Consider the following 16,957-nt stretch of genomic DNA (forward strand, 5'->3'; position numbering starts at 1 on the left):
ACAGGTAGCGAATGCTGCCTGTTTCTTTATGGCGGCAGTGATGGCCAAGCACGCGCTTTTCACCTGCAACTCGAGGGCTTTATGGGTATAATGCGGCGCCTTATTGACGAGTAACGAGAAGGCAGGGCATGAGATTCGCGTTAGGCATTGAGTATGATGGCGCTCAGTTTTACGGTTGGCAGAGGCAACGAGAAGTCACCAGTGTACAGGAACACCTCGAGCGTGCTTTATCGACGGTTGCCAATCATCCTGTCGCCGTACAGTGTGCGGGACGTACCGACTCTGGCGTGCATGGAACAGGACAGGTAGTGCACTTTGACACTGATAATCAGCGTCCATTAAAAGCTTGGACCATGGGTGTCAATGCGAACTTGCCGGATCCGATTGCGGTGCGATGGGCGAAGCCTGTGACAGACGAGTTTCATGCCCGTTTTAGTGCGACCGCGCGACGCTATCGTTATGTGATTTATAATCATCCCTTGCGCCCGGCGATCTTAGCCAAGGGAGTCAGTCACTATCACGCTGAACTTGATGAAACCTTAATGCATCGAGCGGGTCAGTATCTCCTTGGGGAGAATGATTTTTCCTCATTCCGTGCCGCTCAGTGTCAATCGAAATCCCCTTGGCGGAATGTGATGCATTTATCGGTCAACCGTCAAGGACGCTTTATCGTGATTGATATTAAAGCCAATGCGTTTGTGCATCATATGGTTCGCAATATTGTGGGGAGCTTAATGACGGTCGGTCGTCAAGAGCAGCCGCCTGAGTGGATGGCTTGGTTGCTGGCACAAAAAGATCGTACCCAGGCGGCTGCGACCGCGAAAGCTGAAGGCTTGTATCTGGTTGACGTAGACTACCCCGAAACATTTGGGTTGCCTCGTTCACCCATTGGCCCCCTGTTTTTGCCGGATTAGGTGATTGTGGCGGCAAGTACGCTGTACTCATAAAGCACGGAGAAAGAATAGGTAGTACCAGTTTTTTATCCCAAGTCTGACAGACTTGTGATTTAATTCGGTCTAATTTGTTACGAATCCAAGATAGTTGTCCGTCCGCGAGAGCTATCACTAAGTAAAGGTTGTCCATGAGCTGGCTAGAAAAAATATTAACCAAAAGTAATATTGGTTCATCACGCAAGGCGTCGATTCCAGAGGGCGTGTGGACCAAGTGCACGTCGTGTGATCAAGTTCTCTATCACGCGGATGTCGAGCGTAACTTGGAAGTCTGTCCAAAGTGTGAACACCATATGCGCATGCCAGCACGCCGCCGGCTCGACGTGTTTTTGGATAAAGACGGGCGTGAAGAGATTGCCAGTGAGCTTGAACCCAAAGATGTGTTGAAGTTTCGCGATTCGAAAAAGTACAAAGACCGTTTAGCGTCGGCGCAAAAAGCAAGTGGCGAAAAAGACGCCCTGGTGGTTATGAAAGGCCGCGTGTTTGATGTGCCCGTGGTGGCCTGCGCCTTTGAGTTTAAATTTATGGGTGGCTCGATGGGAGCCGTTGTGGGCGCTCGCTTTGTTAAAGCCGTGGATGCGGCGATTGACAATAACTGCGGTTTGGTGTGTTTTTCTGCCAGTGGCGGTGCGCGTATGCAAGAAGCGCTCATGTCACTGATGCAAATGGCCAAAACAAGTGCCGCATTGGAACGCCTTTCCCGCCATAACCTGCCGTTTATCTCAGTATTAACCGACCCGACTTACGGTGGCGTGACGGCCAGTTTTGCCATGTTAGGTGATATCAATGTGGCCGAGCCTAGAGCGATTATCGGTTTCGCGGGGCGCCGAGTGATTGAACAGACCGTGCGTGAGAATCTTCCTGAAGATTTCCAAACCAGTGAGTTTTTGCTTGAGCATGGTGCGATTGACATGATTGTCGATCGCCGAGAAATGCGTCAACGCTTAGCGGGTCTGCTTGCCAAATTGAATAATCGTCACTCACCACTGGTGGTCGATGTAGAACAAGGCAAGCCTGATCTTGAGCCTGAAGCGGCACCGCCTTCTCAAGAGCAATAATTGACCGTGTCCCACGGCGCTATCCTTGGTATCATTTACCCATCATGGAGTAACTGACCAAGCCAATGTCTGAACAACAACACCCAACAGCCACGTCCTCTTTAACGACGTGGCTGTCTTATCTCGAAAGCATCCATACCCGTGCCATCGATCTTGGCCTTGAACGCGTCGCGGCAGTGGCCGAAAAAGCGCAACTGACTAAGCCAGCGCCGACAGTGATTACCGTCGCGGGAACCAATGGTAAAGGCACAACCTGTGCGCTGCTAGAATCGATTTTGCAGCATGCGGGTTATCGCACCGGTGTCTATAGCTCCCCGCATCTAACTCACTATAGTGAGCGCGTGCGCATTAATGGCGAACGGCTAGACGATGCCGCGCACAGCGAAGCGTTCGCGACGATTGAACAAGCGCGTGGTGACACGAGCCTGAGCTTTTTCGAGTTCGGCACCTTGGCCGCATTGCACTTGTTCAAGCAGCATTCGCTGGACGTGGTTATTTTAGAAGTGGGGCTAGGTGGACGCCTCGATGCCACCAACGTAGTGGAGCATGACGTATCGGTGATCACCAGCCTCGCGCTCGATCACTGTGATTGGTTAGGGGATGACATTAACCAAATCGGCTACGAAAAAGCAGGGATTTTCCGAGCAGGTAAACCCGCTGTTTGCGGTCAGCCCTCCCCACCGGCGAGCGTGGCTGCACATGCTGACAGCATTGGCGCCGAGCTACACCAGCTGGGCTATCAATATCAATATACGCTCACGGATAATACCTGGTGTTGGGCGGCAGGGGCGTTTGAGCTGACGGCGTTGCCTATCCCGGCAATACCGTTACAAAATGCCGCCACTGCCTTGATGGCTTTGGGGGTTGCCGAGCTGGAGATCGCAGACACACACATCTCTGACGGGTTAGCCTCGGTGTCGGTACCCGGGCGAATGCAGGTTGTTGCCAATGCGCCTTACACTGTGTTTGACGTTGCTCATAATCCGCACGCGGCCGCTTATTTGGCAGAGAAGTTGGCTGAGTGCAAAGCGGAACGCGGCGGACACGTGCATGCGGTGGTGGCCATGCTATCCGATAAAGACATGGCGGGTACCTTAGCCTGCTTGGACGGAATCGTGGATCACTGGTATCCGGCATCGTTATCTGTGCCTCGAGGTGCACCCGCCGACAGCTTGCCTGTGCCGGCACCACAACAGTTTGCATCACCCAGTGAGGCTTATCAGCAGGCATTAAAACAGGCTGAACCTGCGCGAGACTGTGTGGTCGTATTTGGGTCGTTTCATACTGTTGGGCAGGTAATAAGCGCGCTTAACTAAAACGGAGTCATTGTGGCCAGTAAGTTACAAAAAAGAATCGTGGGTACCTTGGTGTTGGTGTCTATCGGGGTGATAGTGCTGCCAGATGTGCTTGATGGCAAAAAAGAGCATTATCAAGAGAGCTATGAAAGTATCCCACTAAGGGATGATTTTGATAGTGAGGTGAGCCAAGCACCGATTAAAGCCCCACAAGTGGTTGAGGTGGACGCGCCAGACACCAAGGTAAAAGAGCGTCAGACAAACGAATTGGACAACGAGCCTGCGCCTAAACCGGCGGCTAGCGACACCGCCTCTTCGTCAGCCAGTGCTCAAGAAGGGGCGTGGATGATTCGGCTTGGCACCTTTCGCAACCAAGACAACGCCCGACGTTTGGTCAAGCAATTACGCGAAAAAGGCTACCAAGCACATATCTTACCCAAAGCCATCCAACCGGGTGATTTAGCCAAGGTGGTCGTGGGGCCTCACGTCTCCAAATCGGCGTTGGAATCGCAACTGACTGATTTGCAATCTTTGACAGGATTGAAGGGTCAATTGCGTAAATTTGACCCACTCACCCAATAAGAAAACGTTTGCGTGAGCATTTTTTCTGTTAGAATGCGCACGTCTCGAGCAAGTGAATACGATGAATTGGATTGATTACCTCATTATTGGCGTCATTGGTTTTTCGGCGCTAGTTAGTGTTATTCGAGGCTTTGTTAAAGAAGCATTGTCATTGGTGATATGGTTTGGTGCGTTTTTTATCGCCAGTCAGTTTTATACGCAACTGGCGGTTTACCTGACCAATATTGAAGATGCCGTTATTCGTAATGGTAGCGCAATAGCCTTATTGTTCATTGCCACCTTAATAGTGGGGGCGGTGGTCAATTATGTGATTGCTCAGTTGGTAGAGAAAACCGGGTTGTCTGGTACCGATAGGGTGCTGGGTATGGTGTTTGGAAGTGTGCGTGGTGTACTCATTATTGCCGCGATGCTCTTCTTCCTGGATGCCTTCACGTCGGTCGCTCACACCCAAGCATGGGGGCAGTCGCAACTTATTCCTAACTTTGCGGTAGTGATTGAATGGTTTTTCCACTATCTCGAGAACAGTTCCAGTTTCTTACCTGAGATCGCCGGATCTTAGGATGATATTCGCGTAACAAGGAATCGCTGACATGTGTGGTATAGTTGGAATCGTTGGTAACACCCCGGTCAATCAGTCCATTTATGATGCACTGACGGTGCTACAACACCGGGGACAGGATGCAGCCGGGATTGTCACTATTGACGACAATCGTTTCCGGCTTAGAAAAGCCAATGGTCTGGTAAAGGATGTGTTTCAACTTAAGCATATGCAGCGCTTACAAGGCCAAGTGGGTATTGGGCATGTGCGTTATCCAACCGCGGGGAGTTCGAGTGCGTCAGAAGCGCAGCCGTTTTATGTCAACTCGCCTTACGGTATTACCCTGGCGCACAATGGTAACCTCACCAATGCCCAAGACTTGCGTCAGTCGCTATTCGAGAAAGATCGTCGTCACCTTAATACCACCTCTGATTCTGAAATCCTGCTTAACGTCCTTGCCCACCAGTTATCAACCGCGACATCGCATCCATTAACGGTTGACGATATGTTTGCCGCGGTGGCGTCGGTGCATCGCCAAGTGTCGGGGGCTTATGCGGTCGTGGCCATGGTCATTGGTCATGGTGTGATCGCGTTCCGTGACCCTAAAGGCATTCGGCCACTCTGTTTAGGTAAGCGCGATACGGAGGCGGGCACTGAATACATGGTGGCGTCGGAGACAGTGGCGTTGGATGCGGTCGGGTTTGATTTTGTCCGTGATGTGGCACCCGGTGAAGCTATCTATATCACGCTGGATGGGCAACTGCATACCAGTCAATGTGCGGATACGCCGAGTTTAAACCCCTGTATCTTTGAATTTGTCTACTTCTCTCGCCCTGACTCCTTTATCGATAAGGTTTCCGTATACGGCGCGCGTATTCGTATGGGCCAAAAACTGGGGGCTAAAATTCAACGTGAGTGGGATGACGCTGACATTGATGTGGTGATCCCAATTCCAGAGACCTCCTGTGACATCGCTTTGGAGATTGCCCAAGTGCTGGGTAAGCCTTACCGCCAAGGCTTTGTCAAAAACCGTTACGTCGGGCGGACCTTTATTATGCCTGGGCAACAAATGCGTCGGAAATCGGTGCGCCGTAAACTCAATGCCATTGGTTCTGAATTTAAAGACAAGCGCGTTTTGTTGGTCGATGACTCGATAGTCCGCGGCACCACCTCGGAGCAAATTATCGAAATGGCGCGCGAGGCGGGAGCAAAAGAAGTGTATATGGCATCAGCCGCTCCCGAAGTGCGCTTTCCTAACGTCTATGGCATCGACATGCCCAGTGTCAACGAGCTGATCGCCCATGGCCGTGAAGTTGATGAAATTGGTCAACTGATTGGTGCAGATGGTTTGGTCTACCAAGATCTGTCTGACTTGGTGGCGGCGGTTGGCGAAGCGAACCCAGCTATTGAGCGCTTTGAGACATCCGTATTCAGTGGTGAATATGTCACTCAAGATGTCGATCAAGCTTATCTCGAGTATATACAAAGCTTGCGTAACGACGATGCGAAAACGGTACGCGAGCAGCAGCAAGAGCTAGCGAACTTAGAGATACATAACGAGGACTAACTGAAAACGCCGCGACAGTTATCGCGGCGCTCTTCACTGGTATCCTGCTACGCCCATGTTGACTAATGGGTAAAGACAGGCCCCATGCCGACATTCCATAGGATGACCGAGGCAGCCAGAATCGCGACCAGCAATACTAACCCGCAAGTGACGACAGAGCTGGCATAGATGAATCCTCGCTCTTCAGGGATCTCCATCAATATGGGAACCCCCGTGTAGAGGAGGTAGACAGAGTAGGCAATGCCAATCAAGCCGACGATCATCACAAACCACACCACTGGATAAAGCGTGGCGAGTCCCACCATAAAGATGGGCGTTGCGGTATAGGCTGCCAGTTCAAGACACTGGGTGTAAGTCGGAGCGGAACCGAACGTACGACTCATCCATAATGTGAGATAGGCCAACGCCGCGACACCGCCCAACAAAGCAAGATACATGGCACTGGCGATGAACAGGGCGCTTTGCGGGGTCATAAAGATGGGATCCCCCGCGCCGATTTGCCAACCAATGTGGACGCTCGCGTAGTAGGCACAAACAGGCGGGATTAACGCGAGTAACAACGCGTGACCAATGCTGTTTGAAGCGGCCTCGTGGCGCTCGCCAATCGCTTTCCATTCCTTTTTGGGATGGGTATATAACCCTAATAAATGACTCAAAATCATAGTAACCCCGCTCGTTATTCCCTCAGTGAAGTCAGGTGCAACGGTTGGCGCACGACGCCTCAAGTAACTGCTTCTTCTCTGCTCGTATGCGGAGGATAGATGCCGTGTACACTCTTCTTTAGTAACGAATAGTTGTTGGTACCTGAATTGGCAAGTTTTCTTCTCGACAAAAATCGCCTTTCTGCGCATGGCTCACTGGCGCGATATTGAGATAATGCCGATATACATTCTTGTGATAGACATCATGTATTAATTGTTACAAGTCTTACTTTTAATACAGAGTAGCGTACTCTTATAGTGTCATTGATTTTCAAGCCTTTTTTATGCTGCCGATAAATGGCTTTGACGGCTCACCTGCTTGAATGCTAAGAAAATTATTATTTTAAACAGCTGTTTATAGAGCGCTTCTGAATTAAATCTCATTAGCGATCACAGGTGTGCCTGAATTCAACTACGATTAGTGCAGTGAGAAAGAAAACAGCCGCTGCTTTGCAGTCCTGGAGGAGAGCGTCGTGTTGCATAATAAAGAGATCTTAATCGTCGAAGATGATCCCGTCTTCAGTCGGATGATTGCGTCTTTTCTCGAAAGAGAGGGAGCGGTAGTACGTGAGGTCGAAAATGGTTTAGAAGGGTTGCAAGCGCTGAGGCAATCGATTCCTGACTTATTGATCAGTGATCTATCGATGCCGGTAATGACAGGCTTAGAATTCGTTGAGGAGGTGAGCCTTGAATACCCAATGCTACCTATAATCGTGATCTCTGGCACCGGGGGGATGGCAGATGTAGCTCAAGCGCTTCGCTTTGGGGTGAAGGACTTTTTGATCAAACCGATCGAAGATATCAATGTGGTCAAAAAAGCCATCGAAGCGGTGGTTGATGATGCCAACGACGATGTACACGCCAGCGATGATTTTAGTCAACAATGGTTTAAGGTGAGCGAGGACGCGGATCGCGGCGCATCAGAGACGGAACTGAAATGGCACCTTGATGCCTTACGCCACAACCCAGGTAGCGCACGTGAACTATTAATGGGGTTGATGCCAGAACCCGACTCGCAACAAGGTGCTTGGCGTCTTTCCTATCACTCACTGCAATCGGCAGATACCAACCCCATTGTGCTGGATTATGCATGGTTGATGGGCGGGAAAATGGCATTTTATGTGGTCGACTCTGCCTCGGCAGAGGAAGACGGTACCGCGACCACCTTGATGATCCGTGCGTTTTTTAATGATTTTGTCCGCTCAGGTGATGTTAATGAAAGAGGGTTTCTCACCCTGGTAAAACGGATCGAGGATGCGATTCGCGCCTCAGCCTATACGTCGCCGGTTCGTGCGATGTTCGGTGTGCTAAACACCGCCGATAATCAGCTTGATATTTTACCGGCGGGGATAAAAGCCACGGTGGATAGCTGCGGGTCGACAAGCCTGGTTCACAATGATCACTGGTTGGGGCGCGACGCGTTCTCGAGCCAGTTTCAAAGCGTTGATCTTCAATCAGGTGATGCACGTGTGTCATTGAGTGAAGTGGGCTTGAACAGTTTCAGTGTCGATATTCAAAAAATCGCTTAACGACCCAGCGATGCAATGTCGAATAGTCAACCCTATGTAAAGGTGAGTGGCCGTGGTGGGTGCTCGCCTTTGTTGCTGTGTGGGCTTAACATCCGTATACTTTCGTCGCTCTGGACAGGCTGCTACTGGCGATAGACATCAGGGACAGAACGACATGAAACATTGGTATCTACTTTATTGTAAGCGCGCGGAACAGCAACGCGCAGAGCAAAATTTGAAGCGCCAAGGCGTTGATTGTTACTACCCGATAGTGACGGTGGAAAAGCTGCGTCGTGGTAAGTGTCAGCACGTTGAGGAGCCGCTCTTTCCCAACTATATTTTTGTCGGTTTTGATCCCGACCTTGTGCAGTATACGAGTGTTCGCTCCACGCGTGGTGTAGTTGATTTCGTTCGCCAAGGTGCGTATCCCATCAAGGTCGACTTGGCATTGATTCAACAACTGATGACGATAGAAGACTGTGACGAACAACGCGACGCGCTCTACCAAGGCTTCAAGCCCGGACAGTCGGTGATGATTGAAAAGGGGCAGTTTGCAGGCACGGAAGCGATCTTCAAAGAAAAAGACGGCGAGAAGCGCTGTATTTTGCTGATAAATATGCTTAGCAAGCAAACTGAACTACATATCGATAACGCCGATATCAGTGCTTCCAGATAACCCGCTCTCCTGGTTTGGCTGCTACACTCTTCAAGGGGACAGTTTAAAGTAGGGGAGGCAGTCGTTGGAGTCGGTACTTATCGTTGAAGACAGCCGGTCGTTTCGCATGCTGGCTGAACAGCAGGTGAAAAAAGCGGGTTTTGCCCCCGTGACCTGTACCTGCCTAGCCGAAACACGGGATGTGCTAGCTCACAACACCCCCTTTCTCTGTGCGATCCTCGATTATAATCTGCCAGACGCTCACCACGGCGAAGTCATCGATTTATGTTTATCCGCAGGGCTTAAAGTGGTTGTCCTCACCGCCTCGCAAAGCGAGAAAACGCGTGATGAGATCCTATCAAAGCCCATTATTGATTATATCCCCAAAGACAGTAGTCATTGTATTGATGCGGTTTGCCGACTCATTAAGCGTTTAGCTGACAATCAAGGCCATCGTGTGCTGGTGGTGGATGACTCAGCCTCGATACGTCAACGTATCTCTGCGTTGTTGGCGCGCCAGTATTTAACCGTATTGGAAGCAGAAAATGGTGAACAGGCACTTGACGTGGTGGAAAAAACGCCAGATATATCGCTGGTTATCACTGATTACGATATGCCTAAAATGAATGGTCTTCAGCTTGTATCTGCACTTCGCAAGAGAGATACCGAGTGTTCCCAGGCGATCATTGGCTTGTCTGGACATCATGATAGTGCGCTAACGGCACGCTTTCTCAAAGCAGGGGCCAACGATTACCTGCCCAAACCGTTTAATCAGGAAGAGTTTTTCTGTCGCGTTCATAGCTGCTTGAATGCGATTGATATCGAATGGCGGTTATTTCTTTTAGCCAATACAGATTTTCTCACGCGGCTTTGTAATCGACGCTATTTCTTTGAGCGAGGTGACCAGCTGGCGACTGAGGCGCGTAAGCATCTAGCGATTATTGATATTGATTATTTTAAACGCATTAATGATGAGTTTGGTCATCATATCGGTGACGATGTGTTGGTTGAGATCGCGCAAATGCTGGCAGACGCTTTCCCGGAGGACACGGTCGCCCGCTTGGGGGGAGAAGAGTTTTGTGTGTTATCACTTGGTGATTTGGCGGTGTTTCAGCAATCGTTAGACACGTACCGCCAATCGGTGGCTGATCGCCCCATACAGGTGTTAGATCAGACGCTGAAAGTTACGGTGAGTATTGGCGTGGACTCGCAAGCTGCTTCTCTTTCACGCCTTTTACACATGGCTGATAAAGCCTTGTATCAGGCAAAAGCGTCTGGTAGAAATCAAATGGTGGTATATCAAGGGTAAATGGCTGCATTGCCTAAAAAATGATACGAAATAACGCATAAAGTGTACGCTCAGTTGTAGGTGTTGCGTCAAATTTCTGCGAGATATGTGTCATTGTTGAGAAATTTGCGCAATTTCTGTCTACACGCACTGAATTGCCCTTACCCTGTATCGCTTCTTGCCCCATTGCGTGTATTGTCGCGCAAAATTAACGTGAAGACGTGGTGCGTTGCAGATGGAATATAAAGTGTTGGTTGTGGAGGATAGTCGACCTTTCAGGCGGTTACTTGAAGCCGAGATACGAAAGGCCGGTTACATCCCATGTATAGCAGACTCAATCGAGCAAGCAGAGAAGATCCTCAACCAAGAGACCGACTTTCTTTGCGCTATCCTCGATTACTGCCTGCCCGACGGGCAGGACGGTGAAATCATCGATGTTTGTTTGTCGCTGAATATAAAAGTGATTGTGCTCACTGCGATGATGGACGCCCGGACTCGGGAGCGTGTGCTAGCCAAAACCGTTATTGATTACATCCCCAAAGATAGTCCTTCGTGCGTGTCGTCGATAGCGCCTTTACTTAACCGCTTGGAAAAGAACCATCAGCACCATGTGTTAGTCGTGGATGATTCACTGACGGCACGCCGTTACGTGCGTAGCTTATTGGAACGGCAATACCTTAATGTCCTCGAAGCACAAAATGGCCAAGAGGCCTTAGCTATGGTGCGGCGTGATAAGCGAATTTCTTTGGTGATTACTGATTACACCATGCCAGAAATGGATGGCGTGAGCGTGGTCAAGGCACTACGCAAGCTGAAGACAGACGGCCAGTTGGCGATTATTGGCTTATCGGGTGAGGAGGATTCCAGCTTAACGGCACGGTTTTTGAAGGCAGGGGCGAATGATTTTTTGGCCAAACCGTTTAACCAAGAGGAGTTTTATTGTCGTTTGCATAGCACATTGAATGCGCTCGATACTGAACGTCGTTTATTTAATATGGCCAACACGGATTATTTAACCCAGGTGTGGAATCGACGTTATTTTTTCGAACACCCCCACACTCGCTCACACAAAGGGCCGCGGAGTTTGGCGCTGATTGACATCGACCATTTTAAAAAGATCAATGATCAATTTGGCCATCATATTGGTGATATTACGCTGATTGAGCTGGCAAAAATGATGAAACGTTATTTTCCAGAAGGCATGGTCGCTCGCTTTGGTGGGGAAGAGTTTTGTATCCTCTACGGCAATGACGAGCTGGGCTTTGTGCGCCGACTTGAGGCGATGCGAGAAGAATTGGAAAAGACCGTTTGGTCACCCTACGACAAGACGTTTTCAATCACCATTAGTATTGGGATGGTCCATGCCGATGCGCATATTGATGAACTTGTTCAGCGTGCCGATTGGTGTTTGTACCAAGCCAAGGCAGGGGGACGAAACCAGCTCAAAACAGATTTAGTATCCTGAAAAAAAAGAGGGCCATTTTGACCCTCTTGCCTGCTAGTGACCATCGTGGTATTGCTCACAGGCCATGAGCGTGTTTTCAATCAAGGTTGCGACAGTCATGGGGCCCACACCACCGGGGACAGGGGTAATATGACTGGCTTTTTCATAAGCGAGATCGTATTCGATGTCGCCAATCAGTTTGCCGTTTTCCATGCGGTTAATGCCCACATCAATCACAATTGCGCCGGGTTTAATCCATTCGCCAGGAATAAACTTAGGCTTACCGACCGCCACCACCAGGACGTCGGCCTGGCGAACATGCCCCTCTAAGTCTTGAGTAAAACGGTGGCACGTTGTAGTTGTGCAGCCAGCCAACAGCAGCTCCAATGTCATCGGGCGACCAACAATATTGGAGGCGCCGACGACCACAGCATGTTTACCACGAAGAGGCACATTGTAGCGGTCTAGGAGGGTAATGATCCCTTTTGGTGTGCAAGAACGCAGCGTTGGCATGCGTTGGCACAGGCGGCCGACATTATAGGGATGAAAGCCGTCGACATCTTTGTCTGGGCGGATGCGCTCCAACACGGACGTGGCATCAATCCCTGCAGGTAAGGGCAGTTGGACGAGAATGCCATCAATGCTGTCATCTGCATTCAAGGTGTCGATGAGTGAGAGTAACTCTTGTTGAGAGCAAGACGTGGGGAGGTCATAGGACCGTGATACAAACCCCACTTCATCACAAACACGGCGTTTACTGCCAACGTAAACCTGTGACGCAGGATCGTCTCCAACCAGAATTACCGCCAATCCGGGGGCCCTACGTCCCGCTTGCGTGCGAGCAGAGACGCGAGCGGCAACCTCTCGGCGCACGGTTTGCGCGATCAGCTTTCCATCAATGAGTTGTGCGGCCATAACTATCCTTCGGCTAAAGCAATGTTGGCAATAGTGTGACAAAAAACGCGCCTAAAAGCTATTGCGCAAACGTTTGCTTTTGCACTTTAGTGAGGATGAAGGAAAAATAATAAGCCGTCCATGGCGGCACGATGCTTTGTTAGACGGAAACACGAAAAGAACAGGCTTAGCGCTCTCGCCTCCCTGCGTCGCATCAATGGATAACCAGTAAACGATGTGGTTTTGAGCAACCGCGTCAAGATTTTAGGGAAAAGCGTTGACGACGCCTAACGTCGCTTTATAATCCACGCTGCGTAAAGACAGTGCGCCCTTAGCTCAGTTGGATAGAGCAACGGCCTTCTAAGCCGTGGGTCACAGGTTCGAATCCTGTAGGGCGCGCCATTTTACTTTCTCCCCCGTTTTCTCTCCCAATTGCTCTGAAAATAACCAAACGCGCATAAAACCGTAAAAACTGTGATCTTACGCGGTTGAATTGTGAGATATCACCCCAATTTCGATATTGAAACGCCATCGGTCGCCCCTTGTCTCGACTCAGTTGACGGGTGCCGCTATAATAGCGCGTCTTAATTTTCAGTCTCGGATGAGATAGCTCGATACGCCAATCGCGTGTATCCGGATTCGCAGGGGCTATGACGGATTCATAGCTCAGATGATGCCACCAGTAAAACTGGTAAACATCACTCAGTACCCCTGAGTAAATTTGAGGTTAAATTTATAATGCAAGTTACCGTTGAAACCACCGAAGGCCTTAAGCGCCAAATGACCATCACAGTGCCTGCTGCCAACATCGATGATGCAGTCACTAAAGAGCTACGCAATATCGCTAAGAATCGTCGTTTTGATGGTTTCCGTAAAGGTAAAGTTCCATTGAAGATGGTGTCACGCATGTACGGTGACACAGTACGCCAAGACGTGCTGGGCGAAGTGATGCAGCGTCACTTCATTGAAGCGATGATCCAAGAAAAAGTGAACCCAGCAGGGGCGCCAAGCTTTACACCCGTTGAAAACGAAGCGGGTCAAGATTTGGTCTTTAAAGCTGACTTTGAAGTGTACCCAGAAGTGGAGCTGCAAGGTCTAGACGCGATTAGCGTTGAAAAGCCAAAAGCCGAAGTGCAGGAAAGCGATGTGGATGAAATGCTTGATACGCTACGCAAGCAACAAGCAAGCTGGGTAGAAGCAGACGGTGAAGCGAAAGAGAACAGCCGTGTCACCTTAGACTTTGTGGGTACCATCGACGGTGAAGAGTTTGAAGGCGGTAAAGCTGAAGGCTTCCAACTAGAAATGGGCCAAGGTCGTATGATCCCAGGCTTTGAAGACGGCCTAGTGGGTAAAAAAGCGGGTGAAGAATTCACTATCGATGTGAACTTCCCAGACGACTACCACGCTGAGAACCTAAAAGGTAAAGCAGCACGGTTTGCGATTAAACTGCATACAGTGGAAGAACAAGAGCTGCCTGAGCTGACTGAAGAGTTCGTACAGCGCTTTGGCATTGCTGATGGCAGCGTAGAAGGCCTGAAAGCAGAAGTGCGTAAAAACATGGATCGCGAGCTCAAGCAAGCGATCAAAAACAAGGTAAAAGAGCAGGTACTAGACGGCTTGGTTGAGCAAAACCAAATCGATGTACCGTCTGCGCTGATTGAGCAAGAAATTGGCACCTTGCGCCAGCAAGCGGCACAGCGCTTTGGTGGCAACATGGACAGCGCGTCTCAGCTACCCCGTGAGCTATTTGAAGAGCAAGCCAAACGCCGTGTAAGCGTTGGCCTGCTGCTTGGTGAAGTGATCAAGTCGGAAGAGCTTGAAGCGGATGATGAGCGCGTTAAAGCACTGATCGAAGAAATGGCATCGGCGTATGAAGATCCATCAGAAGTTGTCGCTTACTATGAGAAAGACGAAAAGCTGATGGAAAACATGCGTAACGTCGCGCTAGAAGAGCAAGCGATTGATGCACTGCTAGCAAAAGCCACTGTCACCGAAGCTGAAGTCGGCTTTAGTGACTTGATGAACGCTTCGCAGCAAGCTTAATCAAGGTTAAAAAACGTTTGTGTCGCATTGACACTGCGTAAATGGATTTGCTTACAATGGCCCTAATGACTTGTCATTTGGGCCATTTTTTCCATCTACTGAGTCGCTATACGGGCCGCTTAGCCGTTGAGAGTGCGAGACGTTTTAGCCACAAAAAATCTTGTTGGATCATTAAGCTGCGTTCATCGATTTAAGATTTTAGTGACCTGTTACAGCGTTTTGTGCTAAACCTTGGTTAAGGCAAGAGTTATAACGAATTCGATTAGGGATATTACGCTATGAGCCAACAACACAATAATGCCATGCCGCCAATTATGGACGCCCTTGTCCCTATGGTGGTGGAACAAACCTCGCGCGGCGAGCGCTCTTACGATATATACTCTCGCCTGCTTAAAGAACGCATCATCTTCCTCACTGGGCAAGTGGAAGATCAAATGGCAAATTTGATTGTGGCGCAGATGCTGTTCTTAGAGTCAGAGAATCCAGAAAAAGACATTTATTTGTACATCAACTCACCAGGTGGCGTGGTCACGGCGGGGATGGCGATTTATGACACCATGCAGTTTATTAAACCAGATGTGAGCACTCTGTGTACTGGCCAAGCCTGCTCAATGGGGTCGTTCCTGTTGGCTGGGGGGGCGAAAGGCAAACGGTATTGCCTACCGAATTCACGGGTGATGATTCACCAGCCGCTAGGAGGCTTCCAAGGCCAAGCGTCTGACATTGAAATTCATGCCCAAGAAATGATCAAAACCAAGCACCGCCTCAACACCTTGTTAGCTGAGCATACAGGCCAGCCGATGGAAGTGATTGAGCGTGACACCGACCGTGATAACTTCATGGCGGCACAAGAAGCGGTGGACTATGGCTTGGTTGACGCCGTATTAAGTCAACGAGACTAAACCCAACATGCCTTAGGGCGTTGAAATCAAGCAAGCTGCGTGAACAAGTGCAAAGCTTGTCAGTGGTTGGGTCGGAAAAAGTGGCCGATTTGTTGTAAACTCAACATAAGGCAACGACGGGCAAATGCCCCAAAGAGGTTAGCGAATGACAGACAAGCGAAAAGACGGTGGAAGCGGAAAGCTGCTTTACTGCTCATTCTGTGGTAAGAGCCAACACGAAGTTCGTAAGTTAATTGCCGGGCCATCGGTCTACATATGTGATGAGTGTGTTGACCTGTGTAATGACATTATCCGCGAAGAAATCAAAGAAGTGATGCCGAAGCGCGAGGGAGATACCTTGCCCGCGCCGAGTGAAATTCGTGCACACCTTGACGATTATGTCATTGGTCAAGAGCAAGCGAAAAAAGTGCTCTCGGTTGCAGTATACAACCACTACAAACGCTTGCGAAACGGTGACAAAAGCGCAGATGGCGTGGAGCTGGGCAAGAGTAACATCTTGCTGATCGGCCCTACCGGTAGTGGTAAAACATTACTGGCCGAGACGCTTGCGCGCTTTTTGGATGTGCCATTTACCATGGCAGACGCCACCACATTGACCGAGGCCGGTTATGTGGGTGAAGACGTAGAAAACATTATCCAGAAGCTGTTGCAAAAGTGCGATTACGATGTCGCCAAAGCGGAGCGTGGAATCGTTTATATCGATGAGATTGACAAGGTCTCTCGTAAATCCGACAACCCATCTATTACCCGAGACGTTTCTGGGGAAGGGGTGCAACAGGCACTGCTTAAATTGGTAGAAGGAACAGTCGCCTCGATTCCTCCTCAGGGAGGACGTAAGCATCCACAGCAGGAATTTTTGCAAGTAGACACGTCGAAAATCCTGTTTATCTGTGGCGGTGCGTTTGCGGGCCTCGATAAAGTGGTGGAGCAACGTGTCGACACAGGCTCTGGCATTGGCTTTGGTGCACAGGTCAAAGGTGCCACGGATCGTTCAGCCGACGAGTTCTTTGGCAAAGTTGAACCTGAAGACATGGTGAAATACGGTCTGATCCCTGAATTTATCGGGCGTCTGCCTGTTACCGCGGTATTGAGAGAGCTCGATGAAGATGCCTTGGTGCAAATTCTACGTGAACCTAAGAACGCACTCACGAAGCAGTATGGTGCCTTGCTTGAGCTAGACGGTGTCGAGCTTGAGTTCCGGGACGACGCACTGCGTGCTATCGCTAAAAAAGCGATGGAGCGTAAAACAGGTGCACGTGGCCTGCGCTCGATTGTCGAAGCTGTGTTGTTGGATACCATGTACGACTTACCGTCAATGAAAGACGTGAGCAAAGTGGTGATTGACGATTCAGTGATCCGAGGTGAATCTGCACCTCTACTGATGTATGAACACGCGGATAACCAAGCGGCGGGTGGCGAGTAATATCGTTACATAAGGTTATCAGTGATATAGAAAAAGGGAGTGACAACTCCCTTTTTTATTTTCTGACGGTTGAGCCGTTGAAACCTGTCCAATAGACCCCATATACTCA

Annotated in this window: 15 protein-coding genes and 1 tRNA gene; 14 read left to right on the forward strand and 2 right to left on the reverse strand. The window is 49.8% G+C overall.

Translation table 11 applies throughout. The features are described from left to right. Positions 1–128 precede the first annotated feature (128 nt). The 6 genes from truA to purF all read left to right on the forward strand — a co-directional run bounded on the left by truA (position 129) and on the right by purF (position 5,990). Entirely contained in the window at positions 129–914 is a 786-nt protein-coding gene (gene truA / locus BZG13_RS02400) for a tRNA pseudouridine(38-40) synthase TruA (protein WP_077484702.1), read from the forward strand. A gap of 167 nt (positions 915–1,081) precedes the next feature. Continuing rightward, positions 1,082–2,008, forward strand: coding sequence for an acetyl-CoA carboxylase, carboxyltransferase subunit beta (gene accD, locus BZG13_RS02405; protein WP_077484704.1), 927 nt, complete (start codon positions 1,082–1,084; stop codon positions 2,006–2,008). Between the two features lie 65 nt (positions 2,009–2,073). Then, positions 2,074–3,324, forward strand: a complete 1,251-nt coding sequence (gene folC, locus BZG13_RS02410; RefSeq protein WP_077484707.1) for a bifunctional tetrahydrofolate synthase/dihydrofolate synthase — start codon at positions 2,074–2,076, stop codon at positions 3,322–3,324. A gap of 12 nt (positions 3,325–3,336) precedes the next feature. Further along, entirely contained in the window at positions 3,337–3,885 is a 549-nt protein-coding gene (locus tag BZG13_RS02415) for an SPOR domain-containing protein (protein ID WP_077484710.1), read from the forward strand. A 61-nt stretch (positions 3,886–3,946) separates the two neighbouring features. Next, a complete protein-coding gene (locus BZG13_RS02420) occupies positions 3,947–4,444 on the forward strand; it encodes a CvpA family protein (RefSeq protein WP_069362063.1) in 498 nt (165 codons plus the stop codon). Between the two features lie 31 nt (positions 4,445–4,475). Continuing rightward, positions 4,476–5,990 carry an amidophosphoribosyltransferase gene (gene purF, locus BZG13_RS02425; protein WP_077484712.1) on the forward strand — a complete coding sequence of 505 codons (1,515 nt, stop codon included), beginning with the start codon at positions 4,476–4,478 and terminating at the stop codon, positions 5,988–5,990. A 62-nt stretch (positions 5,991–6,052) separates the two neighbouring features. Here purF and BZG13_RS02430 read toward each other — a convergent pair whose 3' ends face one another. Continuing rightward, positions 6,053–6,652, reverse strand: coding sequence for a Yip1 family protein (locus tag BZG13_RS02430; RefSeq protein WP_046075248.1), 600 nt, complete (start codon positions 6,650–6,652; stop codon positions 6,053–6,055). 512 nt (positions 6,653–7,164) lie between these two features. Between BZG13_RS02430 and BZG13_RS02435 the strand changes: the two genes are divergently transcribed. From BZG13_RS02435 to BZG13_RS02450, 4 genes are all read left to right on the forward strand, one after another. Further along, positions 7,165–8,220: a response regulator gene (locus BZG13_RS02435; protein ID WP_077484715.1), complete on the forward strand. Its 1,056-nt coding sequence runs from the start codon at positions 7,165–7,167 to the stop codon at positions 8,218–8,220. A gap of 154 nt (positions 8,221–8,374) precedes the next feature. Next, a complete protein-coding gene (gene rfaH / locus BZG13_RS02440) occupies positions 8,375–8,875 on the forward strand; it encodes a transcription/translation regulatory transformer protein RfaH (RefSeq protein WP_077484717.1) in 501 nt (166 codons plus the stop codon). Positions 8,876–8,939: 64 nt separating this feature from the next. Continuing rightward, positions 8,940–10,163 (forward strand): GGDEF domain-containing response regulator, encoded by a 1,224-nt coding sequence (locus BZG13_RS02445; protein ID WP_241824590.1) that lies wholly within the window; start codon positions 8,940–8,942, stop codon positions 10,161–10,163. Between the two features lie 214 nt (positions 10,164–10,377). Next, positions 10,378–11,607: a response regulator gene (locus BZG13_RS02450; protein WP_077484720.1), complete on the forward strand. Its 1,230-nt coding sequence runs from the start codon at positions 10,378–10,380 to the stop codon at positions 11,605–11,607. A gap of 33 nt (positions 11,608–11,640) precedes the next feature. On the opposite strand, the gene folD is transcribed toward BZG13_RS02450, so the two are convergent. After that, positions 11,641–12,501 carry a bifunctional methylenetetrahydrofolate dehydrogenase/methenyltetrahydrofolate cyclohydrolase FolD gene (gene folD, locus BZG13_RS02455; protein WP_069362058.1) on the reverse strand — a complete coding sequence of 287 codons (861 nt, stop codon included), beginning with the start codon at positions 12,499–12,501 and terminating at the stop codon, positions 11,641–11,643. A gap of 304 nt (positions 12,502–12,805) precedes the next feature. On the opposite strand from folD, the gene BZG13_RS02460 reads away from it, so the two are divergent. The 4 genes from BZG13_RS02460 (at position 12,806) to clpX (ending at position 16,848) form a co-directional block, all read left to right on the forward strand. Beyond that, positions 12,806–12,882, forward strand: a tRNA-Arg gene (locus tag BZG13_RS02460). 336 nt (positions 12,883–13,218) lie between these two features. Then, entirely contained in the window at positions 13,219–14,523 is a 1,305-nt protein-coding gene (gene tig / locus BZG13_RS02465) for a trigger factor (protein WP_077484723.1), read from the forward strand. 278 nt (positions 14,524–14,801) lie between these two features. After that, on the forward strand, positions 14,802–15,425 hold the full coding sequence (gene clpP, locus BZG13_RS02470; protein ID WP_046075254.1) for an ATP-dependent Clp endopeptidase proteolytic subunit ClpP: 624 nt from the start codon (positions 14,802–14,804) through the stop codon (positions 15,423–15,425). A gap of 145 nt (positions 15,426–15,570) precedes the next feature. After that, positions 15,571–16,848 carry an ATP-dependent protease ATP-binding subunit ClpX gene (gene clpX / locus BZG13_RS02475; RefSeq protein ID WP_077484726.1) on the forward strand — a complete coding sequence of 426 codons (1,278 nt, stop codon included), beginning with the start codon at positions 15,571–15,573 and terminating at the stop codon, positions 16,846–16,848. Positions 16,849–16,957 lie beyond the last annotated feature (109 nt).

The organism is Salinivibrio sp. ML323 (assembly GCF_001995745.1).
Lineage (GTDB): Bacteria > Pseudomonadota > Gammaproteobacteria > Enterobacterales > Vibrionaceae > Salinivibrio > Salinivibrio kushneri.